This is a genomic window from Massilia sp. WG5 (assembly GCF_001412595.2).
Lineage (GTDB): Bacteria > Pseudomonadota > Gammaproteobacteria > Burkholderiales > Burkholderiaceae_D > Telluria.
This window is the reverse complement of sequence record NZ_CP012640.2, coordinates 5,990,829-6,013,801: the sequence shown is the minus strand read 5'-3', so window position 1 is coordinate 6,013,801 and position 22,973 is coordinate 5,990,829. Positions and strand designations below refer to the sequence as shown.

Annotated in this window: 19 protein-coding genes; 12 read left to right on the top strand and 7 right to left on the bottom strand. The window is 70.7% G+C overall.

Annotated elements, in window-relative coordinates; all coding sequences use genetic code 11:
• Positions 1-100 precede the first annotated feature (100 nt).
• Positions 101-2,224 (top strand): FUSC family membrane protein, encoded by a 2,124-nt coding sequence (locus tag AM586_RS26890; RefSeq protein WP_047822891.1) that lies wholly within the window; start codon positions 101-103, stop codon positions 2,222-2,224.
• A gap of 51 nt (positions 2,225-2,275) precedes the next feature.
• Here AM586_RS26890 and AM586_RS28485 read toward each other — a convergent pair whose 3' ends face one another.
• Positions 2,276-2,458, bottom strand: coding sequence for a hypothetical protein (locus AM586_RS28485; RefSeq protein WP_156328102.1), 183 nt, complete (start codon positions 2,456-2,458; stop codon positions 2,276-2,278).
• A gap of 154 nt (positions 2,459-2,612) precedes the next feature.
• Between AM586_RS28485 and AM586_RS26885 the strand changes: the two genes are divergently transcribed.
• From AM586_RS26885 to AM586_RS26875, 3 genes are all read left to right on the top strand, one after another.
• On the top strand, positions 2,613-2,963 hold the full coding sequence (locus tag AM586_RS26885) for a hypothetical protein (RefSeq protein ID WP_047822889.1): 351 nt from the start codon (positions 2,613-2,615) through the stop codon (positions 2,961-2,963).
• Positions 2,964-3,210: 247 nt separating this feature from the next.
• Positions 3,211-4,239, top strand: a complete 1,029-nt coding sequence (locus AM586_RS26880) for an acyltransferase (RefSeq protein ID WP_047822888.1) — start codon at positions 3,211-3,213, stop codon at positions 4,237-4,239.
• A gap of 93 nt (positions 4,240-4,332) precedes the next feature.
• Positions 4,333-5,013, top strand: a complete 681-nt coding sequence (locus tag AM586_RS26875; protein ID WP_047822887.1) for an SOS response-associated peptidase — start codon at positions 4,333-4,335, stop codon at positions 5,011-5,013.
• A 76-nt stretch (positions 5,014-5,089) separates the two neighbouring features.
• Here the strand turns inward: AM586_RS26875 and AM586_RS28480 are convergent, their stop codons facing one another.
• A complete protein-coding gene (locus tag AM586_RS28480; RefSeq protein ID WP_156328101.1) occupies positions 5,090-5,605 on the bottom strand; it encodes a hypothetical protein in 516 nt (171 codons plus the stop codon).
• 229 nt (positions 5,606-5,834) lie between these two features.
• Between AM586_RS28480 and AM586_RS26865 the strand changes: the two genes are divergently transcribed.
• Positions 5,835-6,206, top strand: coding sequence for a DUF1566 domain-containing protein (locus AM586_RS26865; protein ID WP_047822885.1), 372 nt, complete (start codon positions 5,835-5,837; stop codon positions 6,204-6,206).
• A gap of 42 nt (positions 6,207-6,248) precedes the next feature.
• Here the strand turns inward: AM586_RS26865 and AM586_RS26860 are convergent, their stop codons facing one another.
• Both AM586_RS26860 and AM586_RS26855 read right to left on the bottom strand, forming a co-directional pair.
• Positions 6,249-7,706, bottom strand: coding sequence for a M20/M25/M40 family metallo-hydrolase (locus tag AM586_RS26860; protein WP_047822883.1), 1,458 nt, complete (start codon positions 7,704-7,706; stop codon positions 6,249-6,251).
• 98 nt (positions 7,707-7,804) lie between these two features.
• Positions 7,805-8,941: a metallophosphoesterase gene (locus AM586_RS26855; protein WP_047822881.1), complete on the bottom strand. Its 1,137-nt coding sequence runs from the start codon at positions 8,939-8,941 to the stop codon at positions 7,805-7,807.
• Between the two features lie 269 nt (positions 8,942-9,210).
• Between AM586_RS26855 and AM586_RS26850 the strand changes: the two genes are divergently transcribed.
• The 5 genes from AM586_RS26850 (at position 9,211) to AM586_RS26830 (ending at position 15,236) form a co-directional block, all read left to right on the top strand.
• The gene (locus AM586_RS26850) at positions 9,211-9,600 is read left to right on the top strand and encodes a YMGG-like glycine zipper-containing protein (RefSeq protein WP_229411057.1); all 390 of its coding nucleotides are present in this window, start codon (positions 9,211-9,213) and stop codon (positions 9,598-9,600) included.
• A gap of 101 nt (positions 9,601-9,701) precedes the next feature.
• Positions 9,702-10,715, top strand: coding sequence for a protein kinase (locus tag AM586_RS26845; RefSeq protein ID WP_229412943.1), 1,014 nt, complete (start codon positions 9,702-9,704; stop codon positions 10,713-10,715).
• A complete protein-coding gene (locus tag AM586_RS26840; protein ID WP_229412942.1) occupies positions 10,712-13,108 on the top strand; it encodes an FtsW/RodA/SpoVE family cell cycle protein in 2,397 nt (798 codons plus the stop codon). The genes AM586_RS26845 and AM586_RS26840 overlap by 4 nt, the downstream gene beginning before the upstream one ends.
• A 13-nt stretch (positions 13,109-13,121) precedes the next feature.
• A complete protein-coding gene (locus AM586_RS26835) occupies positions 13,122-14,735 on the top strand; it encodes a hypothetical protein (RefSeq protein WP_047822876.1) in 1,614 nt (537 codons plus the stop codon).
• A 12-nt stretch (positions 14,736-14,747) separates the two neighbouring features.
• On the top strand, positions 14,748-15,236 hold the full coding sequence (locus AM586_RS26830; protein ID WP_047822874.1) for an SH3 domain-containing protein: 489 nt from the start codon (positions 14,748-14,750) through the stop codon (positions 15,234-15,236).
• On the opposite strand, the gene AM586_RS26825 is transcribed toward AM586_RS26830, so the two are convergent.
• A complete protein-coding gene (locus AM586_RS26825) occupies positions 15,195-15,689 on the bottom strand; it encodes a GNAT family N-acetyltransferase (protein WP_047822872.1) in 495 nt (164 codons plus the stop codon). The genes AM586_RS26830 and AM586_RS26825 overlap by 42 nt on opposite strands.
• Positions 15,690-15,731: 42 nt before the next feature.
• Here AM586_RS26825 and AM586_RS26820 point away from each other — a divergent pair, with 42 nt between their 5' ends.
• Both AM586_RS26820 and AM586_RS26815 read left to right on the top strand, forming a co-directional pair.
• Positions 15,732-16,709, top strand: a complete 978-nt coding sequence (locus AM586_RS26820; RefSeq protein ID WP_047822871.1) for a PP2C family serine/threonine-protein phosphatase — start codon at positions 15,732-15,734, stop codon at positions 16,707-16,709.
• Positions 16,710-16,830: 121 nt separating this feature from the next.
• Positions 16,831-18,336, top strand: coding sequence for an FHA domain-containing protein (locus tag AM586_RS26815; RefSeq protein ID WP_047822869.1), 1,506 nt, complete (start codon positions 16,831-16,833; stop codon positions 18,334-18,336).
• Positions 18,337-18,524: 188 nt separating this feature from the next.
• Here the strand turns inward: AM586_RS26815 and AM586_RS26810 are convergent, their stop codons facing one another.
• Together AM586_RS26810 and AM586_RS26805 are read right to left on the bottom strand one after the other, a co-directional pair.
• Positions 18,525-20,822 carry a bifunctional serine/threonine-protein kinase/formylglycine-generating enzyme family protein gene (locus tag AM586_RS26810; protein ID WP_060566820.1) on the bottom strand — a complete coding sequence of 766 codons (2,298 nt, stop codon included), beginning with the start codon at positions 20,820-20,822 and terminating at the stop codon, positions 18,525-18,527.
• On the bottom strand, positions 20,819-22,894 hold the full coding sequence (locus tag AM586_RS26805; RefSeq protein ID WP_047822866.1) for a hypothetical protein: 2,076 nt from the start codon (positions 22,892-22,894) through the stop codon (positions 20,819-20,821). The genes AM586_RS26810 and AM586_RS26805 overlap by 4 nt, the downstream gene beginning before the upstream one ends.
• Positions 22,895-22,973 lie beyond the last annotated feature (79 nt).

Here is a 22,973-nt window from a genome sequence, read left to right as displayed (position 1 = left end):
GTACTACGGACAGCAATTTCCGTGTTATTCGTTCAATGCCAAGTGCGCCGACAGGTCTGCATCGCACCGCTATAATGCGCTCAACATTGCCGGCCAACCCATGCACTACGCCCTCGCTCCCCGCACCTTCCTCTTCAGTCACTATTTCTATACCGGCCTGCGGATCGCCACCGGCATCGTCGGCCTGACCTACCTCGCCTACAGCATCGCCGACCTGCCCACCGCGATGGCGGTCGCGATCGGCGCCCTGTGCACCAGCCTGATGGACATGCCCGGGCCCTTGCGCCACAAGTTCAACGAGATGCTGGCCGGCGTCCTTCTCTGTTCGCTGGTGGCGCTCCTGGTCAGCCTGTGTTCACCGCTGCCCTGGCTGCTGCGCACCGTCATCGTGCTGGTGTCCTTCCTGGCCAGCATGATGGTGGTCTACGGCAGGAAGGTCATGCCGCTGCAGTTCGTGGCGCTGTTCGTGATGATGCTGTCGAGCGAGGCGGCGGCCACGCCCCTGCAGGCGCTGCGGCACGGCGCCCTGTTCTTCCTGGGCGGCGCCGGCTACATGACGTATGCGATGGTGGTCGTGTGGGTGCTCCAGCGCCGCCTCAAGCAGCAGGTGCTGGCCGAAGCGCTGTACGAGCTCGCCTCCTATACCAGCATGAAGGCCGGCTGCTACGACCTCGCCAATCCGCTGTCGGCGCAGATGGAAAAACTGGTGCGCCAGCAAAGCACGCTCGCCGAACGGCAGCAGGCCTCGCGCGACCTGATCCTGCGCGGCAAGCCCGGACGCGGCGACACCATCCTGGTGCAGGTGCATTACGCGATGTTCGACCTCTACGAACTGGTGCTGTCGACCCACACCGATTACGCCCTGCTGCGCCGCTATTTCGCCGACGGCGATGTGCTGCCGCTGCTGGGCGACCTGATCGGCAAGGCGGCGCGCGACATCGAATCGGCGGCTTATGCGATGACGCGCAACCGGCCCTCGCGCGCCGACACCGACTACCGCGCCGAGCTGCGCCGGCTCGACCAGGCGCTGCGCCGGCTGCCGCCGGGCGAGGGCGAAGCCGCCGAGGCCCATGCGGTGCTGCGCGCGACCTCGAACAAGATCCGCGACCTGATCGACGCGATCCGGCGCCTGCACGCCGCCAGCCAGGCGCCCGGGGGCGTGCTGCCGACGGCGGCCAATGCCGACCTGACGCCCTTCCTCACCCAGCAGCGCTACAGCATCGGCATCCTGGTGTCGAACCTGCGCTGGACTTCGCCGACCTTCCGCTACGCGCTGCGGGTGGCGATGGCGATCTCGGTCGGCCTGATGTCGGCCGCATGGCTGCCCTACAAGACCCACGGCTACTGGACCGCGCTGACCATCGCCGTGGTCCTGAAGCCGAGCTTCAGCATCACCCGCCAGCGCCGCGCCGACCGCCTGATCGGCACCCTGATCGGCTGCCTGCTGACCGCCGTGCTGCTGCACTTCGTGCACGCGCCGGCGATCCTGTTCGTCTTCCTGTTCATCGCCACCGCGGCCGGCCCCACCTTCCTGTACGTGAAATACCGTTACACGGCGATCGCCGCCAGCATGCAGGCCCTGCTGCTGATCGGCCTGACCGTGCCGCATGCCGCCGGCGCCATCAGCGAGCGCTTGCTGGACACGCTGGTCGGCACCCTGATCGCCACCTTCTTCAGCTATGTGCTGCCGAGCTGGGAGTACCAGAGCCTGCCGCGGCTGGTGGACGCGGTACTGGAGGCCAACCGCAAATACATCGACGCCACCGCCGACCTGCTGCTGGGCCGCACGGCCGACGATTTCCACTACCGGATCAGCCGCAAGGGCTTCATGGACAGCCTGGCGACCCTCAGCGCGGCGCTCGGCCGCATGCTGGACGAACCGCTGGCCAAGCAGCGCGCCGTGCCCGAGCTGAACCGCTTCACGGTGCAGAATTACCTGCTGGTGGCCCACGTCGCCGCGCTGCGCCTGCTGCTGCAGCGCTATCCGGACAAGCTGCCGCGCGCCGAGGTCGAGGCCGCGCTCGAGCGCATGTTGGTGCGGGTAAGAAGCAGCCTCGGTGCAGCCAGCCCGCCCGAGACCCTGGCGCCGGAGGAGCGCAGGTCCCGGATCGATGCCTGGCCCGGCTGGGCGCCGCTGCAGCGGCGGCTCATGCTGCTGGAGCAGGACGCCGCCCAGGTGGCGCTCAGCAGCACGGCGATCGGCAAGGCCTTCGCCGCGCGCTAGCTCGGCGCCTGAGCGGCGTAGCGATCCGCCTCGAGCGCGGCAACGCCAGGCTCAGCCAGCCAGCAGGCGCGCGATGGCGCGCCCGATCAGCCGGGCCCCTTCCACCGCCAGCAAGGCCAGCACGGCCAGTTGGCAGAGCCGCAGCAGCAGCTCGTGGCCGCGCCAGCGGCTGCCGAAGCGCAAAGGACGGTGGAAACGGGTAGCCAGATGTGATGATGCCAGCCGAAGTTTCATGATTGTCTCCGCTTATGGGCTCTTGTGTAAGGCCAGCATACGCCTGGACCGGTCCGCCTGCAAATGCATAGGTGGCCAAATGAACATGCCACACGGATCTTGCCCTAAGCTTAGGAAAGTTTATACTTTATCTGTTCAATAACAGGAGACCGGCATGATTCGCACCTTCTATCTGGCAGCGCTGCTCGCCGCCGCCCTTCCCTCGACCTGGGCGGCCGACAATGCGGCTTTCTGCAAATCGATGTGCGGCAGCGAGCGCCAGGAATGCAGGGCGGACGCGCGCGATGCGACCGGCAACGACGAGCTGCTCGAGCTGCCATCGACGCAAAGGAATCCGTTCGCGAATACCGCCAGCCATGTCCAGGGCCAGTCCGAGCAGACCCGCGCCGCCGGCAAGGCCGGCTTCCAGCGCCGCCAGTCGGAACGCTACGGCGTCTGCGAGGACAAATACCTGCGCTGCACCCGGGCCTGCAGCGTGTCCGGCAAGGCCGACCGCGATTCGTAAAAAAAATGCCGCTGTCGCTTTCGCGAACAGCGGCCAATGCTCAGCTGTCACTGAGGTGGAGACACAAAGAAGCAGGGAGAACCACTTCACGAAACATGATAGGAAGTTGGGACGCTCCAGGCCGCCACAAGGGGCAATCGGGGTTACCGACTGCCCGTCCGCGCGTCAGCCTAGTCGCACAACCTGTTCGGCCCTGCCGAGCACGTTTCCATCGGCATATTTTCCTGAACGGGCTTAAGATCGCCCCATGTCCCGTTTCCAGGCTGTCGACGTGTTCCGCGTGCTGGCCATCCTTGCCGTCATCGCCCTGCACACGGCCCGGCACGAGGGTCCCGGTGCGGTCGGGAACGCCTTCGATGCCGCCACCTTCATGAACCAGGTCGAACGCTTTGCCGTTCCCCTGTTCTTTATCTTGTCCGGCTATTTCTGGTCGGCGAAATGTCATGGGCACGCCGATTACCTGCGCTGCTCGCTGACGCTGGCGAAGCGGGTGCTGCTGCTGTTCCTGGCCTGGTGCGCCGTGTATTTCCTGGCGGCGGAGTTCGATACCCTCCGCCGGCTGGGCGTGGCCGGCGCCCTCGCCGCCTGGACCGCCCGGCTCGGTGCGCTGCACGGCGGATATGCGACGATGCTGCTGCAGGGCGCCAAGGTGCACCTGTGGTTCCTGCCGGCGCTGGCGATCGCGGCGCTGCTGAGCGGCGCGCTGCTCTCGCGCCATCTGGAACGCACCCTGTTCGTCCTGGCCCTCGCCCTCTATGCGGTCGGGCTCGCGGGCAAGGCCTATGCCGCCACGCCCTTCGGCCTGCACACCGCCTTCAACCTGCGCAATGGTCCCTTCTTCAGCCTGCTGATGTTCGCCACCGGCCACGCCCTGCGGCGGCGCGGTCCGCAGCCGTCCTGGGCCGCCACCGGCGCCCTGCTCGCCATCGGCGGACTGCTGCTGCAACTGGGCGAGGTCGCCTGGCTGCATCAGCGCTTCGGCGCCGCCATGGTGCAGGACTTCACGATCGGTACCTGGCCCTTCGGCCTGGGCATGGCCATGATCGCCCTGGCAGACCCGCGCCCGGCGCGGATCCCGGCGCTGGCCGCGCTCGGGCCGCTGGTGCTGGGCGTGTATGCCTCCCATTACCTGTTCGTGGACGGCCTCGGCGCGGTCGACGGCATCGACGCCGGGCCGGCCGGCGGATTGCGCTTTGTGCTTCTTGTATTCCTGTGCTCGCTCGGCTTCACCTGGCTCCTGTCGCGGATCCCCGTCGCGCGGCGGGTGGTCACCTGAGCGCTGCCTGAGCGCCACCCGTGCATCGGCCGAGGCGACCGGCTGCCCGGCTAACGGACGCCCGATTCCCGGCAACTGCGGTAGGATCGAGCCATGTGTGGACGATTTGACCAGAGCCAGACCGCGCGCCATTACGCCAATGCATTTGGCTGGAGCGACGCCGTGTACGACAGCGAGTCGGGACCGACCACGAATGCCGCGCCCGGCACCTACCGCCCGGTGATGCATATCGAGGACGGCGAGCACCGCGTCGACGACGTATTCTGGAGCTACCGCCCGAAATGGGCCGAGGGCAAGATTCCGATTGCAATCAATGCGCGCCTCGAAAAGCTGGGCAGCAGCTACTGGTCGCGCCTGCTCAAGAACGGGCGCGGCATCGTGCCCGCCGAGGGCTGGTATGAATGGACCGGCGAAAAAGGCCACAAGCAGCCCTGGCACATCCATCGCAAGGACCACCAACCCCTGTTCCTGCTGGCGCTCGCCAACTTCGGCCCCTTCGAGGAAAACCGCGCCGAAGCCGGCTTCGTGCTGGTCACCGACGACGCCTCGGGCGGCATGCTCGACATCCACGACCGCCGCCCGGTCGTGCTCGGCGCCGAAGATGCCGCACTGTGGCTGTCCCCCGCCCTGAGCCCGCAGCAGGCACTCGAGCTGGCCCGCCACGCGGCGGTGCCGGCGGATGCCTTCGAATGGCACCAGGTCAGCAAAGCCGTGAACCGTCCAACCGCGGATGGCCCGCAGGTCGCCCAACCGGTCGACGACGAGGACGAATAAAAAAGCCCGCAAGCCTTGCGGCGCGCGGGCTTGAACCAACCCCCAGAGAAGAGGCCGGGAGAGCAAAACTTTCCGGTCAGTGCGGGCAGGCGCCCGTGTCGCAGGCGGCGGGGATATTGCTGGCCTGGGCGTTGTCGGCCGCCGGTGCGTTCGCCGCGGCGGCCGCTGCCGCGGCTTCGGTCTCATCGGTCTGGTTCGAGAAGCCGGCATTCATCGCCGCCTGGCGGCTGCTGTCGTAGGCCGGCTCGATATTCGCGGCGCCCGCGGGCGGCGTTGCGCTCGCTGCGGTCGTTGCAGTGGTCGCAGTCCTTGCAGGTGATGCTGTCGTTGTTGCGGCGGCTGTCGTTGCGCCCGCATCGGCTGCGGCTGCGGCATCGGCGCTCTGCAGGGCCGCCTCCGCGCCATAGGGTGCGGGAGCGCGGCTGGCCGCCGACTGGCCGGCGCTGCTGCCGAGCGCGGCGACGGTCTGCGATTGCTGGCCATTGACGGGGTCGCTCACCCCGGCGTTACAGGCGCTCAGCAGGACAGTGGCGCCGCAGCACAGCACGGCATTGATACGAAGATCCAAAACGAAAGCAACGAGTTTTTTCATCCAAAAGTCCCTTGCGGCAAAAACAAATGTACCCCTTTGACGCGAAGAAACAGTCAGAGTTCAACTTTTTTGCAAAAAGATTTCCCGCAATAAGGAAAAGCTCACCAAATGCCAATCCGGATCAGCAGAAGCGCAGGTCGTTATGAGCTACGTCGTATTGCGCGCGGCAACTGACTCGCTGTGAACACGGTCTTACTACACAGACCGAAGTACACAAGCGAGGATTGCGATGGGTGAATACCTGAGAATTCAAGAGATGCTCAAGGAAGGCGAGGCGTATGCAGGCCTCATCCTGGGCAAGGATGGCGAGTCGGACTACCACCTGGTGCTGCTGCCGGACGATGCGTCGGATGTCAGCTGGCCGACCGCTCGCGAATGGGCCGGCTCGCAGGAGGGCGAGCTGCCCACGCGGCGCGAGCTGGCCCTGCTGTTCGCCAATCTGCGCGAACGTTTCGACCGTGTCTGGTACTGGTCGAGCGAGCAGCACGATACGCGGCCGCAGCTGGTATGGGGGCAGAACTTCGCCAGCGGCATCCAGACCGTGTATGGCCGCCCTTTCCGCGGCCACGCGCGCGCGGTGCGCCGGATCAGCAGCAGCTGAGCTGTCCGCCGTGCCGCTGCAGGGCGCGCGGGGTCGGTCCGCTTATTTGGCAGCCGCAGTCCGGGCTGCCGGCTCCGCTACGTTCGAACGGCCGAGTGCCTGGTCCATATTGGCCAGGAACCAGGCCGTCGTCGCCATGACGGCAACGTGACGGCGCAGGTTCTCGGGATCGACCTTGTCGAAGGTATCGGCCGTGGTGTGGTGGTAGTTGAAGTAATTGGCCGAATCGATCCAGGGCTCGAAGCTCGGCACGCCCGAGGTTTCCAGGTCGTGCAGGTCGCCCGAACCGATCACGTCCTCGCGGCGGAATGCACCCGCGCCCATCGGATACAGCGCGGCTTGCAGCGGCGCCATCAGCTTGGCCGATTGCAGGCCGATGCCGCCGCGCACGCCGAACGGGCGGCCCGAGCCGTTGTCGTCCTCGTAGGCGGCGAAGTGCTTCTCGGCCGTCGACTTGTAGGCGTTGTCGTAGCCCTTGCCGCCGCGGCCGCCGTTTTCTTCGTTCATCCAGGCAACGACGCGGATGGTGCGGCGCGGACGGTAGTCGAGCTTGCGCAGGGTATCGATCACGCCCATGGCGCTGACCACGCCGGAGGCATCGTCGTTGGCGCCGGTCGCCAGGTCCCAGGAATCGAGGTGGCCCGACACCAGCACGATCTCGTCGGCCTTGTCGGTGCCCGGCCAGTCGGCGATCACGTTGTAGCTGTCGGCGTCCGGCAGGGTCTGCGGGGTCAGGGTCAGGTGCAGGCGCACCGGGCCGCGCCTGGCCAGGCGCGAGATCAGCATCGAATCCTCGATGGTGATGGCGGCCGCCGGGATACGCTTGTTCTCCGGCAAGTTGGTAGCGCCGGTGTGCACGATGCGGAAGGCGGCGCCGCCGACTGCGCGCACCAGCGCTGCCTGCGCGCCCATCTCGGCCGCCATGCGCGGGCCCGCGCCGCGGAAGGCCACCGCCTGCCCGTAGGCGGTGCCGGCCAGGCCGCGGTCGGCCATGTCCTGGTCGAAGGGTACGTCGAACAGCACGATGCGGCCCTTCACCTCGGCCGCGCGCGCCTTCAGTTCCTCGAAGGTGCGCACCACGATCACCTCGGCCGTGATGCCGGCCGCCGGGGTCGCGCCCGAGCCGCCCAGGGCGGTCAGCACGAGCTTCTGGGTGATGCCCGCCGGGCGGCCCTTGTAGTCGACCACTTCGCCGGTCTCGACGCCGCGCACCCAGTGCGGCACCTTGACCGGCTGCAGGGTCACCCTGGCGCCCAGCTTGCGCAGCTCGTCGGCGACCTGGGTCACGGCGGCGGCGGCGCCGGCCGAGCCGGACAGGCGCGGACCGACCAGGTCGGTCAGGTCTTCGAGGCGCTGGTAGGCATAGTCGCTCTGCATCGCCGTATCGCGCACCTTGGCGAGCGCGGCCGGGTCGCTGCCCGGGCTCGCGGCTTGCGCGGAACCGCCCAGCAGGCTGGCGGCGACGAGGGTCAGGGCGGGAAGACGGGTGCGGCGGTTCATGCGATTGTCCTTTGCTTCGGGTCGAAATGAACGAAACAATAACGCAATCGCCGCCGTTTTAGGAGAAATATTTCTGTAATTACACGGTTATTGGTTTGTCAGGCCGGCACCAGGCGCACCAGCGTGATTTCGGACGGCGCGCCGAAGCGCTTCGGCGGCCCCCAGTAACCGGTGCCGCGGCTGGTATAGACCCACAGCGAGCGCACCCGGTTCAGGCCGGCAACGAAAGGCTGCTGCAGCGGCACGAACAAATTCCAGGGGAAGAACTGGCCGCCGTGGGTATGGCCGGACAGTTGCAGGTCGAAGCCGGCATCGGCCGCCGCCGGCGCGCTGCGCGGCTGGTGGGCCAGCAGCACCTTCACGGCGACGCCTTCCGGCGCCCCGGCCGCGGCCTGGTGCGGGTCGCTCTTGTGGGCCGGGTTGAAAAGCTGGGCCGTGTAGTCGGTCACGCCGGCGATCATCAGCGTGGCCGGGCCGCGCCGGCGGATCACGTGCTCGTTGAGCAGCACGCGCAGTCCCAGGCGCCGTACTTCGGCGATCCACTGGTCGGCGCCCGAATAGTATTCGTGGTTGCCGGTGACAAAGAAAGCGCCGTCCGGGGCGCTCAGGCGCGCCAGCGGCTCGGTGTGCAGGGCCAGGCGCTGCACGCTGCCGTCGACCAGGTCGCCGGTCACGGCGATGGCGTCGGGCTTGAGCGAATTGACCTTGTTGACGATGGCGTTCAGGTAGGCGCGCTTGATCGTCGGGCCGACGTGGATATCGGAAATCTGCGCGATCGCATAGCCGTCCAGTTCGCGCGGCAGGCCGGGAATCGGCACGTCGACGCGCACCACGCGCGCGAGCCGGCGCGCATTGATGAAGCCGACGACGGTGACGGCCAGCGCCAGCAGCGGAACCACGACGGCGCTGTCGTGGACGATGGCCGGACCGCCCGCGCCGGCCAGCGTCAGGACCAGCAGCAGCACGTCGCGGACCACGGTCAGCACCAGCAGCGAAGAAAAGAAGCCCATCGCCAGCAGGCCGGTCCAGGCCAGCGGACCGGACCAGCGGCTGCGGCGCAGGCTCGGCGCCACCAGGCCGATCCGCACCAGCCCGGCCGATAAGGCCAGCAGCACGATACCGACCAGCATCCCGAGAAAGCCTGCGTTCATGCCAGGGAGCAAGCGAAACCCGATGTACAGGTGCACCAGCACCAGGATTGCCAGAAGGGAAAAACCGCTACGTCGACGCGCCATGGACTCGGATAAATAAATGAAAACCCCTGCTAGATGGGGCAGACGGAAGCGAGTGCAAGCCCTGCACACCCGAAATGTTTCGAACCCTGATGCAGGTGTAAGAATCTGTATTAAGCTGTGGCAGCCTCGGAAGCAAGGACTATAGTAGCGTCATGCCTTGCGTTGTTGCGATCATCCTGATCCCCGTCGAGGCCGAAGGAAAAGCCATGTTGAACAAAAAATGCTTTGGTGCGGTGCTCTTGGCCGCGGCCGCCGTATCCTCCACGGCAATGGCTCAAGATCGGGGGGCAAACACGGTGATCGGCGCGCTGGCCGGCGCAGCGATTGGCGGCAGTGTGGGTGGTCGCGACAGCGCCCTGGTCGGCGCCGCAATCGGCGCGGCCGTGGGCAACTCGGTGCGCACCGACGACGATTATTACCGTAGCCGCGGCTACTCGTACAACAGCTACCCGAGCGGCTACTCGAGCGGCTACTACCAGCCGGCGCCGGCCGCCGTGTACGTGGAATCGCGCCCGCGCTATTACTACGAGCCGCGCCCGGTCTATGTCGAATCGCGTCCCTACTACGACCGTGACCGCTACTACGATCGCGGCGGCCGCCACTACGACCGCGGCTGGGATCGCGGCCACGACCGCGGCGGTTGGGACCGTCACCGCTGATCCCCCGCACCGACAGGAACCGCGCCCCGGCGCGGTTTTTTTTCGTCCGCTTTTCCCGCATCTTTTCCTCCTCCCCCCGCTAGTCCGCTGCGGCGGCGCCGATGCCGCCGCACACGGGAGGACACATGCTCGAGGCGGGCGACATCATTACCCTGACGGCCGGCGCCTGGCGCCTGCGCGAACCCCTGGCCGGCTCCAGCTATGGCGTGCTGTGGCGCGCCGAAGCGGCCGGCGGCGGCCAGCCCGCGGCCCTGAAGCTGGTCAACACCGAGCAGATGGGCCTGGCCCTGCCGCCGCAGCGCCTGCGCTGGACCGCCTGCCTCGACGCCGAGATCGCCTTCCTGCGCGCACTTCGTCCCTGGGACCAGCGTCACATCGTGCGCCTGCTCGACAGCGGCGAACACCTCGGCCAGCCGGCGATGGCGCTCGAACTGCTGGATGGCGATCTCGCGCACCACCTCGACCGGATGCGCGGCCGCGGCGACGTCCCTTCCTTCGACCAGGCGCTGGACTGGACCGCCCAGGCCAACCAGGCGCTGGCCAAGGTCCACCAGTACGGCTGGCGCCACCTCGACCTGAAACCGGCCAACCTGCTGGTCGACCACAATGGCGCGCTGAAGCTGGCCGACTTCGGCACCAACCGTCCCCTGCTCGAGCGCGCGCCCCATTCCTACGCCGGCACCGCCAACTGGCAGGCGCCCGAGCAGTTCTTCCCCGATCCCGACGGCGCTTACCGGACCGACGCCCGCAGCGATTACTTCGCCCTCGGCGCCCTGCTCTACCATCTGGTCACCGGCGCCATGCTGCGCTTCTGCAGCGCCTGCGGCGGCGCCTGGCGCGAACACGGCATGGAGGGCGCCACGGTCCTGCGCGCGCGCCACCAGGGCGGCCTGCCGGCCATCCTCGCACCGGACGAAGCCGCGCTCTACCTGCGCCATGCCGGTCTCGCCAGCGCCGCAGCCGGCGAGGCGGCGCTCGGCCTGCTGCGCGCCCTGCTCGCGCCGCGCCCGGAACAGCGCCCACGCCACGCCCTCGAGATCAGCCGGCTGATCGGGCGCGCCCGCGCCGCCTGCGCGGAGGCCGGCGCCGGCGCCTCCCTGCGGAGCGCCGCATGAACGGCGCCGCCATCGCCGCCGCGGCGCCCGCGCGCGCGCTTGCCGCCGCGGCCGCGCGTCCCGCCCTGCGCAGTGGGCGCATGCTGGTGGCCGCCCTGCTTCTGCTGCTGTGCGCCCTGCAGCTGGCCTGCCTGCTGCGCGCGCCCGACGCCTGGATGCCGGCCCGGGTCGCCGTCGCCCTGGATGCCGGCGCCGGGACCGTGCTGGACGGGACCGCGCTCGGCCTGCCGCCGGGCGACGGCGTGCGCCTGCGCCTGCGCCGCGACGCCGCGGGCGGCTGGTGGGCCGCCAGCGCGGGCGCGCCGGCGCCGTTGCTGGTCCAGCGCGGCGAGCACCGGCGCCGCGCCGGCAGCGCGCCGCTCGCCCGCGGCCAGGGCTTCCAGCTCGGCGCCTCCCGCTTCGACATCGACGCCGTCGACGACGCCGGCGTGCGCTTCACGCGCGGCGACACCCGCTGGCGCTACGACGGCGCCACGCTGCTGCGCGACGGCCTGCCCCAGCCCGACTGCCCGGACACCCGGCTGGCCTCGCGCATGATCGGCGCCTGGAACCGCTTCACGCCCTCGCTGCTGGGCATCGCCCGGCCGCTGGTCTTCGGCGGCAACCTCGATTGCGGCAACCGCGTCGCCATCGCCGGCGTTCCCGCATCCGCCGCCACCATCAAGCAGACCGGGGAGGGCATGCTGCTGGCGGGCGGCGCGAATGCCCAGCAGGCTCCGCTGCTGCTCCAGCCGGCGGACGCGTCCGGCGACGCCGTGCTGCTGGCCGAGCGCGAGGAAAGCCTGAACGGCGCCGGCGCCCTGCAGCTGGGCCGCACCCGCCTGCTCCTGGTGCGCAACGGCGACCTGCTGCACCTGCAGCCGGTGTCCCACGTCGCCCTCCACCAGGAAGCGCACCAGCGCCTGCCCGAAGGCGTGACCTGGACCTGGGCGCGGCGCGATCTCTGGCAACTGCCGGAACAGGCAATGCTCCCGCTGGCCGTCGCATGCGGACTGGCGCTGGCGGTCGGCGCAGGCCTGTTCGTTTCCGGCGCCGCGCGCCGCCTCGGAAGGGCGCGCAGCCTCGGCGTGCCCGGCGCCCTGCTGCTGGCCGGCGCCGGCGTGGTGCTGCTCTACCTGCAGAAGAGCGGCGCGCCGGCCGGCATCGGCATCGTGATGGTCGCGGCCTGGGCCGCGCTGGGCTGCGTGTGGCTGGTCGGCGGTTCTTCGCTGGCCGCCGGCGCCGCCGTGCTGCTGCTCGCCACCGGCCTGCTGGCCCAGCTCGAGCTCGGGCTGGGCGCGCCGGAATCGTCCTGGCTGCGTCACGCCGGCAGGACCGGCGCCCTACTGGCGATCGGCGCCGGCGCCTGCGGCCTGCTGTGCGCGCTACGGCCGCTCCGCACAGCGCGGCCGCTGGCGCAGGCGCGGGTCGAGCTGGCGCTGCTGCTGCTCAGCGGCGTGGCGCTGCTGTTCCTGCTGCTGCAGGTCGCATTCGGCGACGAGACCGGGGTGTTCGACCTGCAGCCGGTGGAATTCGCCAAGCTCACCCTGGCCGCCCTCAGCGCCCATTCCCTCGCGCTGGCTTCCGGGGCGCAGCCGGCGCCGGGCGGGGTCCTGCGGCGGGTGTTGCGCCTGGGCGCGCCGGCCCTGCTGTTCCTGGTGCTGCTGGCGGTGGCGCTGGTGCAGGTCGACGATTATTCGCCGCTGGTCCTGCTCACCGTCTGGGGCGGCGCGATGGCGCTGGCCTTCGCGCTGGCGGGCGGCCGGCACTGGCTGGCGCTGGCCTGCGTCGGCATCGCGCTGGCCGCCGTCGCCGGCGTGGTTTTGCTGCGCGCCGCAGGTCCGGCCGAGTTCGCGCGCTGGAACTTCTATGCCGACCGCTTCCTGGTCTGGCTCGATCCCGGCTCGCACCCGCACACCGGCCAGCAGCTGCTGCTGGGCGCACAGGCAATCGCCGGCGGCGGCTGGTTCGGGGCGGATCACGTGTTCGGCCTGGCCACGCTGGGCCAGGATGCCGGCGCGGCGCTGCGCATCCCGGCGGTGCAGGACGACTTCGCCCCCTCCTTCTTCCTGAACCGCCACGGCCTGCTCGCCGCCCTGCTGCTGTGGTGCCTGCAGGCCCTGTTCGTGGCCGGGCTGCTGCACACGGCGGTGCGCTGCTGGCTCGACGGCGCCCGCGCACGCGACTTCCGCGTCGCCTGGCTGGCCCGTTTCCGCTGCTTCCTGCTGTGCGGCGGCGCGGCTTTCGTGGCCGGCCATTTCCTGCTCTCGTGGGGCACCAACCTCGCGATCTTCCCGGTGATGGGCCAGCCGATGAGTTTCCTGTCGGCGGGCGGCTCGCACCTGCTGTTTTTCATCTGCCCCCTGCTAGCTGTCGGCGTCGCCAGCCAGAGTGCCGCAAGCGCCAACCCATAGAGGAGAACGAATCATGCCCGTCTACGTACAGCACGAAACCCTAGCCCGGATCAACGACGTGTTCAGCCCCGAGGCGATCTGGCAGGCGCCCGGGCTGGCCCTGTTTTCGCGCCGTCCGCTGCTGCGCGACCTGCTGGAGCGCGCGCCGCGCGAGCAGCGCGGCCGCGCCGCCACGCGCTGCTTCTCGCACGTAACGCTGGCGCTGCCGCAGGAAGAAGTCGACGACGACCGCCACCTCACGCGCGGCGCCCGCGTGCGCGACCTGGCCCAGGGCCTGGCGGCGCTGCACCAGAAGGATTTCGGCGACCTGCTCGGCGGCGACGAAGTGCGCTACCACGTGGTCGGGGCCGAAGACCTGGCGCCGGGCGAGGTCGAGGTGCGCTTCGGCCACGCCGTCTACCTGCCGGCGCCGGACGAGAAGCTGCAGTACACGGTGAGCGTGTCGCGCGACAGCGCGGTCTGGAAGACGGTCTGCCCGGTCTATCCGAACCAGCGCCTGACCCTGATCGGCCACGACGAGCACGAGACCACCCACGCGGCGCCCGGCTGGCCCTTCGGCGCGGAAGGCGCGATCCTCCTGATCAACGACGGTCCCGAGGCCCCGCTCGAGGTGCAGGTACGGCCCAAGGACGCCTTCGAGTGCAGCTTCGACGCCGCCGGCGGCTACTACACGATCCGCTCGCGCCGCGGCGGCGTGGATGCGTCCGGGGCGCCGCTGCGCCTGCTGCTGCGGATTACCCCGGCGCCGGGCGCACGCGCAATGTCGTCACCGTCGCCCTCGCCCTCGGCGCCGGCCCGCGGCGCGGCCGCGCCGGTCCAGGCCCCGCTGCGCGCGCCCTCGGCATCGACGCCGGCGCCATCGAGCCGGCCGGCGGTGTGGAAACCGCGCCAGTCTCTCGAAGCCGACATGACGGCGGTGCCGCTGGCCCGGCCGGCGCCGGCCGCCATCGAGAGCGACGCCACCTATGCGCCGGTGGCGCGCCAGCGGGTCGCGCTGGCGGCCCTGGCCCTGCCGCGCCTTTCGCGCTACCGCGAGACCGGCGCGCAGGCGCTGGAGATCGGCCTGAACCGCGCGCTGGCGCCTTCCGCGCCCGGCGCCGAGACGGTGCTCGGCTTCGCGGTGGACGACGCCGACGTCGTGCATGCGGTGACGGCCGCCGGGCGCGAGCCGGTGTCGGCGCCGGCCGCCTTCAGCCCCTTCGACGGCGCCAGGGTCGAGCTGCTGGCGGCCGCGCCCGAGATGGCGGACCGCTACCTCGGCCTGCTGCGCCTGCCGCAGGCGCCGGCGCTGCCGGTGGCGCCGGGCGCACGCTTCCTGTTCGGCCGTGGCGCGCCGATGCTGGCGGGCCTGCGCGTGCTGGATTCGCCGCGCTTCCTGCGCGCCGGCCCGGGCACGCCGGCATCCAGCGCCGACCGCCTCGGCCTGTCGCGCAATGCCTTCAGCTTCGAGGCCGGCCCGGACGGCTACCGCATCGCGCGCGCCAGCGCGACCCAGGCCCTGTACCACCTCGACGAACAGTTGCGCTTCGTGGCGGCGATCGGCGAGGCGACGCCGGAACAGCCCTACCGGCTGCCGCCCGGCCATCACCTGGTCGCCGGCCATTACGTGCTGCGCTTCGATGCCTGACGGACCGCGACGATGAGCGCCCCCATCCACTGGGCGACGGTGGCCGCCTATGGCATCGGCCTGCTGCTGACCCTGGCGCTGGCCGGCCTGCTGACGCCGCGCCGCTGGTGGCGCCGCCCGACCGCCGGCAACCTCGCGATGGTCGGCGGCGGCACCCTGGCCTTCGGCTTTCTTGTGGCATCGCTGCTGCCGGCGGCCGCGCCGGCCGTCGCCAGCCCCCAGGAACAACCGCTGACGCCGCCTCTGTCCCTCGTTCGGCGGATGCCGGCCGCCGCGCCGCGCTACCGCGTGATCGACAGCCTGAACCTGCGCGCGGCCAAGGCGACCGGCGCCCCGCGCCTGGCGGTGCTGCCGGCCGGGACCCTGGTCACGCCCCTCGGCAGCCTTGATGGCGACTGGCTGCGCGTGCGCGCCCGCCTGAACGGGAAGGAAATCGAGGGCTGGACCAGCAGCCTGTGGCTACGCCGGGTCGACGAGCGTGCGCCCGGGGCGGACGACTAGGTGCATCGGGTTGTAGCGCACGATCCCCATCTGCATGGGCTTGGTCGGCACGAAGCCGAGCGCGGCGTAGAAGGGCAAGGCGTGGTTCGAGGCGTTCACGGTGAAGACGCCCGGGTGGCCGGGCCCGTCGCCAGCAGCGAGCGCCGCCTGCCTGGCCGTCTCCCACAGCCTGCGCGCGATCCCGCGGCGGTGAAAAGCCTTGTCGACGTAGAGGCTGTAGACATGGCTGCGCTCGCGGACAGCGATGAAGCCGGCCAGCGTCCCCCCGGCTTCGGCCACGTGATAGACGAAACCCCTGGCGAGGAAGCCGCGCATCGCCTCTTCCCCCTGCTCGGCCAGGAAAGTGGCCGCCTGTTCGGGCGTGGATTCGGGCAGGATGTATTCCAGGGCCGCGCGGCGCAACAGCGCGGCGGCAGCGGGAATATCGTCCGGAACGAGGCGACGGATGAGCATGAGATCCAGTGTAAGGGAAAAACCTTCTGTTAGAGTAAACGGATGCAGAATTCCGATGGCCTGAACCTCGCTTCATCCCTGCGCTTTGGCGCGCTCGACGTGGCCGCCGCCTCGCGGCTGGGCGCGGGGCCGCGCCTGCGCGAAGAAAACCAGGACAACCTGCTGCTGGTCGACGCCGGCGGCCAGGCCGTCTGGCTGCAAGGCCAGCAGCCACAGCGGCGCCAGCTCGCGCGCTGGCGCCAGGGCCATGCCCGCCTGGCCGTGCTGGACGGGATGGGCGGCCATGGCCACGGCCGCGAAGCCGCGGAAGCGGTGGCGGCCGGCCTGCTGGCCATGCCGCCCTGCGATTCGCCGGCCGAGCTGACGCACCGCCTGGACGCCCTGCACGCCGAGCTGCAGCGCCACTTCGCCACGCTGGCCGGCCCGGGGCCGCGCCCCGGCACCACCCTCACCCTGCTGGAATTGCCGGAAGGCGTCGATCCGCTGCTGTACCACGTCGGCGACTCGCGCCTGTACGAAATCACGCCCCAGCGCGTGGCGCCGCTGACCGTCGACCACGTGCCGGCCACCGCCTTCGCCATGGCAGGGCTGCTCGGCGAACGGGAATGGTGGCAGCAGGTGCATGGCGAGCACCGGCCCCAGGTCTCGCAAGCCTTCATCCTCGGGAATGCGTTCGCCAATCCGGCGCAGCTGAGCGACCCGCTGTTCGAGCTGACGCCGCTGAACCTGCCGTCCTGGCTGTGCGCCCTGCCCGACCGGCGCGCGCTGCCGCTGCGCGCGGACGCGACTTACCTGCTGGCGACCGACGGCCTGTGGTCCTGCTCCGATCCCTATGGCTGGGTAGGCCAGTGGCCGCAGCTGCTCGGCGGCAGGCTGGATGCGGCCGGCATGCTGGCCACCCTGCTGCGCGCCTACGAGGCGCACCCGCCCGCCTTCTTCCACCCGGATAACGTGACGGCCATCCTGCTGCGCACGCCTGGCAATCACGCGCGCGACGAAACCGTGCTGCCGGTCGCCTGACGCCAGCCTTGTGAAAATGCTTTTTAGCAAAAAATCTTGCCTTTCAAGGAAGAGCGGCGCGCCGCCTCGCGCTAAAATCCCGTAAGCTTCTCCCGAGCCCAGCAAGCCCAAGCCACCGACCATGAACCGCTGCAGCAGCCCCGATCATCCGCATTGCACCGCCTGGGTCATGCCCGGCGAGCAGGCGTGCGCGCACGGCCATGGGCAGCCCGCGGCATCCGCCGCTGCGACGGCGGCCGCCGACACCCTCGGCTCCAGCTTCGACATGCTGCAGGCGGTCCGCGCCCGCCGCGATGCCCTCGATGCCATCCGTCCCGGCGCCGCACACGAGCAGGCCGGGCCGCAGCTGCACATCAGCGGCTTCGATCCGCGCGCCGCCGGCGGCCGCCAGGCCATCAAGCTGGAACTGCGCGGCATGCCGGACGACGCGCCGGCCGAACTCACGATGCTGCTGCAGTCGGCGCTGCTGCCCCAGGGCGGCGGACGCCAGACCTTCAGCCGCAGCCTGCGCGGCGGCTGGCGGCCGGTGGTGGTCGAATTCTCCTCGCGCGGCCGCGAACACGGCCAGTACCGGGTCGACGTCGAGCTGCACGCGCGGCTGCCCGACCGTGCCCGCACCTGGGTCGCTACCCTGGTGCTGCTGGTGCCGCGCCTCGACGCCTCGCTGGCCGAGATCCACCAGACCTATCTGGCGGCGCACAAGAACGTGCGCATCCAGGCCGACGACGGCTCGATCGCGCGCCTGCACGGCCTGGACGCCGCCGGTCCGCTCGACATCGCGATCGACGCCCGCAACGCCTCGATCGCCCAGCTCCAGTTCGGCGCGCAGTCCGGCGCCCCGCGCGGCAAGATCGACCTGGCCCTGCCGACCATCGCATGGGACGAGGACCTGATCGAGATCGACCTGCCGGCCACGCGCCGGGCCCATCCCTGCCCGGCGTCGAGCGCCTGCCTGGTGCAGGCGGAACCGGAGGCGGGCATGCAGCGCCACCTGCGCCTGTTCGCGGCCGACGAATGGGTGCTGGGCCGCATGGAGACGAATGCCGAGGCCGACGTCCTGCTGTGCCACTACGGCGAGCACGGCCCCGAGCACGAAGGCCTGACGCGGCGCATCTCGGCGCGCCACGCCGTGATCCGGCTGGGCAGACAGGGTTTCGAGATCGAGGACGTGTCGCGCTACGGCTTGCTGCTGGACGGCGCCTGGCCCGGCAAGCACAGCCCGGCGCCGCTGCGCCTGGGGATGCGCATCGAATTGACCGCCAGCATCAAGGGCGTGGCCGCGCTGGTGGTGACGGCGCTGCTGCCGCATTCCGTGGTGCTGCACCGCGTCGACGCCGGCGGCGCGGCCGAATGCTTCATGCTGGTGGCGCCGGATGTCATGCCGGGTCGGGCCACGCCTGCCGCGCTGCCGCGCGCCGCCGCCCTGCCGCTGCTGTTCCACCGCGACGGCGGTTTCTGGCACCGCGATCCGGCCACCGAGCTCGACACGGCCCTCGGCCCGGCGAGCGCGCTGGACCGCCTGGCCGGTTTCCACGGCCGGGTGCGTTTTACGGCGCAGCCCTATCCGGAAGGCCGGACCGCCCGCGGCGCCGACCGCCGCGCGCCTGCGCAGCTGTCGGGCGCCTGAATCGGACGCCTGAATCAGCCCGGCCGCAAGACCAGGAAGATCAGCGCGGCGCCCGCCAGCAGGACGGCCTGCAGCGAAAACACGATCACGGGAATACGAATGTCGTCTGGGATACGCATGGCGAACCTCCAGTCACTTTGGTGATGCGACCGATTATCCCATACGGGTAAGGCGGAAGATAGCGGAACTTACAGCAGCTCGCGCACCACCCGGAAGCCGACGATGTCGTTCGACAGCGCGCTCGAAAAGCCGTTGCGCAGGGCCGAGCGCAGGTAGCGCGGGTTGTACAGCCAGGAACCGCCGCGCAGGATGCGGCGGGCCTGGTCGCCGCCCTCTTCCCAGGCGCTGCCGTCCAGCGGCGCGCCCTCGTAGTTGTCGTGCACCACGTCCTGCACCCATTCCCAGACATTGCCGTGCATGTCGAACAGGCCCCAGGGATTCGGCGGGAACATGCCGGCCGGGGTGGTGCCGCGGCGGTACTCGCCGCGCGCGCCGCCGTTGTAGGTGAAGCTGCCGTCGTAGTTGGCCTGCTCGGTCGAGATCGTGTCGCCGAAGCTGAAGGCGGTCCAGGTGCCGGCGCGGCAGGCGTATTCCCACTCGGCCTCGCTCGGCAAACGGTAGCGGCGTCCGGTCGCCTCGCCCAGCCAGCGCAGGTAGTCCTGGGCGTCATACCAGTTGACGCCGACCACCGGATGCGCATCGGTCTGCGGGAAGCCCGGCGCTTCCCAGTTCACTTCGCCGCTCTGGCGCCAGCCGGTGGCGCGCACGAAGGCCCGCCATTCGCCCACCGTCACCGGATGGCGGCCCATGGCGACCGGCTTCTCGATCCCGACCCAGTGCTGCGGCAGCTCGCGCGCCAGCCAGCCTTTCTGCGAGCCGGCCTCCATCGCGATCCGGCGCTCGTGATCCGGCGAGCCCATCTGGAAGCGTCCGGTCGGCAGCAGCACCAGCTCCGGGCCCCTGCCTTCACCGTCCAGGAAGCGGTCGCGCAGCACGCCCCCGAGGTCGGCCACCGGACTGGCCGGGGTCGGCATCATGGCCTCGAGCTCGGCCTGCTTGCGCGCCGCCTGCTCGGCGCGGGCGCGCTGCTGCTGGACGAGGTAGGCCGCGGCGGCCTTGGCCTGGGCCAGCTTGTGCCGGGCCTGTTCGGTTTCCTGGCGCGCCTTTTCGGCCTCCAGCGTGCGGCGCTCGGCCAGCTGGCGCCGCAGCTCTTCCTTGCGCACGCGCCGCGCTTCCTCGGCCGCCAGGCGGGCCAGCCGCGCCTGTTCGCGGCGCTGGCGCTCCAGCACGGTCTGGGCCGCCGCCTTGGCCTCGGCTTCCATCCGCCGCTGCGCTGCCGTCTCCTGGGCGCGGCGCAGCAAGGCGGCCTCCGCGGCCGCGCGTTCGGCCTGCGCCGCCTGTTCGGCGTCCCGCTCGGCCGCTTCGCGGGCACGCAGTTCGGCCTCGTCCGGGCCGGCCGCCTGCTCGAGGCGCTCGAGCAGCTCGCGCACGCTGCCCGGACGGGCGCCGGCGCTGGCGGCGAAGCCCGCCTGCAGCACCTCCCACTGGGCGTCGTTCAGGCCCTCGGGGCGCGCCGGCGCGCCGCGCCCGCCCTGCGCGAGGCCGAAGGGCAGGCTGCCGCTCAGCATCCGGTACAGCATGGCCGCCACCGCATGGACGTCGAGGCTGCGTGCCGGCGCCTGTCCCTCCGCGCCGCTGCCCGCTTCCGGCGCCCGGTAGCCGGCCGTGCCCGAGGCGGCGGGCGCCTCCACCGATGCGTCGCCGGCGCCGCGGGCGCGCGCGGCGATGCCGAAATCGAGCAGCTTGACCTCGCCGGCGCGGGTCAGGAATACATTGGCCGGCTTGATATCGCGGTGCACCAGCTGGTGGCGCTCCCAGGCATGGTCGAGCGCGGCCGCCACCGGCTTCAGGAGCTGCAGCGTGCGATCCAGGCCGAGACTGCCCTCGCGGTCCAGCAGGCTCTCGAGGTCTTCGCCCTCCAGGCATTCCATGATGATGAAATAGCTCGCCGTGGCCGGATCCTGGGCCCAGTCGTAGACCCGCACGATGTGTTCGTGGGCGAGCTGGCGCGCGCGCGCCGCTTCTTCGATCAGCAGGCGCGCATGGGCCGTGTTGCGGGTCAGCTGCGGCGGCAGGATCTTCAGCGCGACCCGGGCGCTGTGGCCCAGTTCCGCATGGGTGGCGAGGTCGGTGGCCTGCCACACCTGGCCCATGCCGCCGTGGGCGATCAGGCGCTCGAGCCGGTAGCGGCGTTCGAACGGGCCGACCTCCTGGCCCGCCATCAGGCCGATCTCGGTGCCGCGTTGCAGGGCCCCGGCAAGCACGCCCGCCGCGGGCTGCGTCGGCGCCCCCGCATCGCCCGGCGGCGGCGCGTAGGCGGCGTCGAGGATGGCGTTCTTGCGGCTGTCGAACTCCTGGCGGCTCAGCAGGCCGTCTTCGTGCAGGGCGCGCAGTTCGCGCAGCTTGTCGATCGCGGTCTGCATCATCCCCGCGCCGGGAGCGCGGCGCCGCAGGACGCGCAGTAACGGTCGCCGTGGTGCGCGGCCGCGTGGGCGCAGGCCGCCGCCGCTCCCGCGAACGCACCGGCAAGCCCGGCGCCGAGCTGGGCCTGGGTCGCCAGCGCCGTCTTGTTCACGTCGTTCTGCAGGCCGAGCAGCGCGAACTGGTGGCGGCGCGCGCTCTCTTCCTCGGCGTCGCGGCGGACGCGCTCGCGTTCCACCTGTTCCTGTGCGAGGCGCCAGGCATCGGTATTCGCGGCGCCGACCACCCCGGCCAGGGCCGCGAGCTGCTCGGCGCTCATGCCCGCATGCACCTGCGTCTTCATGACATCGGCCAGCAGGGCCGCGTTGGCGGGCGCCGCCAGCGCGACCTTGGCGCCGTCGTCGAGCGCGCCCAGCGATTCGGCGCGCGCGATCTCGAGCCTGGCCAGTTCGAGTTCGTGCGCGCGCTGCGCGGCCGCGGCCTGCACCTCGCCTTCGCGCTGGGTGCGCATGGAAATCGCATCGGCCTCGATGGTGCGCAGCAGCTTCTCGTGCTGGGCCAGGGCGTCTTCGCGGGCGCCCTCGCGGCGCAGGCTTTCCACCTGCCGGCGCAGCTGCTCGGCGTCCAGCGCAAGGCGGCCGGCGGCCTGCGCATCCTGCCACTCCAGCACCCGCGCGGCTTCGCGGCGGTGGGCCTCGTTCTCGAGCTGCAGCAGCTTCAGGCGGGCCGCATGTTCCTCGTCGTCGATCTCTCTCGCGCGCGCCGCGGCGGCCTGCTCGGCCTCGTGCAGCCGGGCCAGTTCGGCGCGCTGGCGGCCGGCATCCTCGATGCCGCGCGCCTGCTCGATCTTGTTGCGGATCTGCTGCTGCAGGAGCTGGTGGTCGAAGCGCTGCCTGGCCACGGCGCGCGCCTGCGCCGCATCCTGCTGCGCCACCTCGAGCTCGGTGCGCATGCGGATCGCCGCCAGCTCGCGAAGCTGCTGCCATTGCGCGGCCTCGTCCTGGCGCGCGCCGCGCTTCCCGGCCAGCGCGTGTTCGAGCGCGGCCACCGCGTCGACGGCGCCGCGCTCGATCGCCTGCTTGCGCGTGCGCGACTCGACGATGCGGCCGTAGAGTTCGATCTGGCGCGCGCGGATCGCCTGCGCCCGCTCGGCATTCCTGAGCGAGAGGCCGGCCTGCTCCAGGCTCTCGTCCTGGCGCAGCTCGGCGCGGCGGTGGCGCAGTCGGCTGTCCTGTTCCTCGCGGCGGATGCGGTTCCATTCTTCCTCGCCATACAGTTCGTCGAGCTGCTTCGCATGTTCGAGGCGCACGCGCTGCTCGTCCGCAGCCAGCCATAGGGTGCCGATGCGCGCCCGGTTGGCGTCGAATTTGTCGTGGCGCAGCGCAATCGTGTCGACCCGCGTCACCGCCAGGCCGTAGCCGGACAGCAGCAGCGCCAGGCCGCCCTGCAGGTGCTGGTCGAGCTCCAGGCGCAGCTCGCGCCTGCCGGCCATGTCGCGCAGCGAGCGCGCGGCGACGAATTCCTGGGCCAGCTGGCGAACCGGGGCATTCAGGAGCTCGCGCAGCTGCACGTCCTTGATCGTGCCCGGCATGGTCATGAAGTGGCGCGCGAAGGCCGGCACGTTCTCGATCTGCACGGACAGCGTGAGCGTGGCGTCGACCTGCAGGTGTTCGCAGGTGCCGAGCGCCTCGAGCGAAAACGCGACCGGCAGCGCGCCGCTGCGGGTGACGAGGATCTCGGCGTGCTGGTCGCGCAGCAGGTTGTTCAGGCGCGTGAAGAAGCCTTCGATCTCGTATTCGCCCTGCGGTACCTCGGTGGCCTGCTCTCCCTGCAGGATGTAGGCGCGGGCGGTGGCCGGCACGTGCAGGGTCTTGCTGAAGAGTCCGGACAGAGCGCGCACGCCGAAGAACACGGCCAGTTCGTCCGGCCCCGGCGCCCAGCGGTTCTCGACCAGCACCGGACGGTGGCGCGGCGCGCCCAGCAGCAGGCCGCAGGAGGCGCAGTACGACGCCTCCCCCTTGTTGGCCTGCTCGCAGCGGGGACAGGCGTTGCCGCCGATTCCGAACATCTTCAACATGACCCCTACTCCTTTTTCATACCGCTCAGTTACCGCTCAGTTACCGCTCAGTTGCCAACCGATTCTAGCAGCCGCCGGT

Excerpts from the sequence above, each read along its gene's own strand:
- AM586_RS26890 (WP_047822891.1), top strand. The coding sequence starts at position 101 with ATGCACTACGCCCTCGCTCCCCGCACCTTCCTCTTCAGTCACTATTTC.
- AM586_RS28485 (WP_156328102.1), bottom strand. The coding sequence starts at position 2,458 with ATGAAACTTCGGCTGGCATCATCACATCTGGCTACCCGTTTCCACCGT.
- AM586_RS26885 (WP_047822889.1), top strand. The coding sequence starts at position 2,613 with ATGATTCGCACCTTCTATCTGGCAGCGCTGCTCGCCGCCGCCCTTCCC.
- AM586_RS26880 (WP_047822888.1), top strand. The coding sequence starts at position 3,211 with ATGTCCCGTTTCCAGGCTGTCGACGTGTTCCGCGTGCTGGCCATCCTT.
- AM586_RS26875 (WP_047822887.1), top strand. The coding sequence starts at position 4,333 with ATGTGTGGACGATTTGACCAGAGCCAGACCGCGCGCCATTACGCCAAT.
- AM586_RS28480 (WP_156328101.1), bottom strand. The coding sequence starts at position 5,605 with ATGAAAAAACTCGTTGCTTTCGTTTTGGATCTTCGTATCAATGCCGTG.
- AM586_RS26865 (WP_047822885.1), top strand. The coding sequence starts at position 5,835 with ATGGGTGAATACCTGAGAATTCAAGAGATGCTCAAGGAAGGCGAGGCG.
- AM586_RS26860 (WP_047822883.1), bottom strand. The coding sequence starts at position 7,706 with ATGAACCGCCGCACCCGTCTTCCCGCCCTGACCCTCGTCGCCGCCAGC.
- AM586_RS26855 (WP_047822881.1), bottom strand. The coding sequence starts at position 8,941 with ATGGCGCGTCGACGTAGCGGTTTTTCCCTTCTGGCAATCCTGGTGCTG.
- AM586_RS26850 (WP_229411057.1), top strand. The coding sequence starts at position 9,211 with ATGGCTCAAGATCGGGGGGCAAACACGGTGATCGGCGCGCTGGCCGGC.
- AM586_RS26845 (WP_229412943.1), top strand. The coding sequence starts at position 9,702 with ATGCCGCCGCACACGGGAGGACACATGCTCGAGGCGGGCGACATCATT.
- AM586_RS26840 (WP_229412942.1), top strand. The coding sequence starts at position 10,712 with ATGAACGGCGCCGCCATCGCCGCCGCGGCGCCCGCGCGCGCGCTTGCC.
- AM586_RS26835 (WP_047822876.1), top strand. The coding sequence starts at position 13,122 with ATGCCCGTCTACGTACAGCACGAAACCCTAGCCCGGATCAACGACGTG.
- AM586_RS26830 (WP_047822874.1), top strand. The coding sequence starts at position 14,748 with ATGAGCGCCCCCATCCACTGGGCGACGGTGGCCGCCTATGGCATCGGC.
- AM586_RS26825 (WP_047822872.1), bottom strand. The coding sequence starts at position 15,689 with ATGCTCATCCGTCGCCTCGTTCCGGACGATATTCCCGCTGCCGCCGCG.
- AM586_RS26820 (WP_047822871.1), top strand. The coding sequence starts at position 15,732 with ATGCAGAATTCCGATGGCCTGAACCTCGCTTCATCCCTGCGCTTTGGC.
- AM586_RS26815 (WP_047822869.1), top strand. The coding sequence starts at position 16,831 with ATGAACCGCTGCAGCAGCCCCGATCATCCGCATTGCACCGCCTGGGTC.
- AM586_RS26810 (WP_060566820.1), bottom strand. The coding sequence starts at position 20,822 with ATGATGCAGACCGCGATCGACAAGCTGCGCGAACTGCGCGCCCTGCAC.
- AM586_RS26805 (WP_047822866.1), bottom strand. The coding sequence starts at position 22,894 with ATGTTGAAGATGTTCGGAATCGGCGGCAACGCCTGTCCCCGCTGCGAG.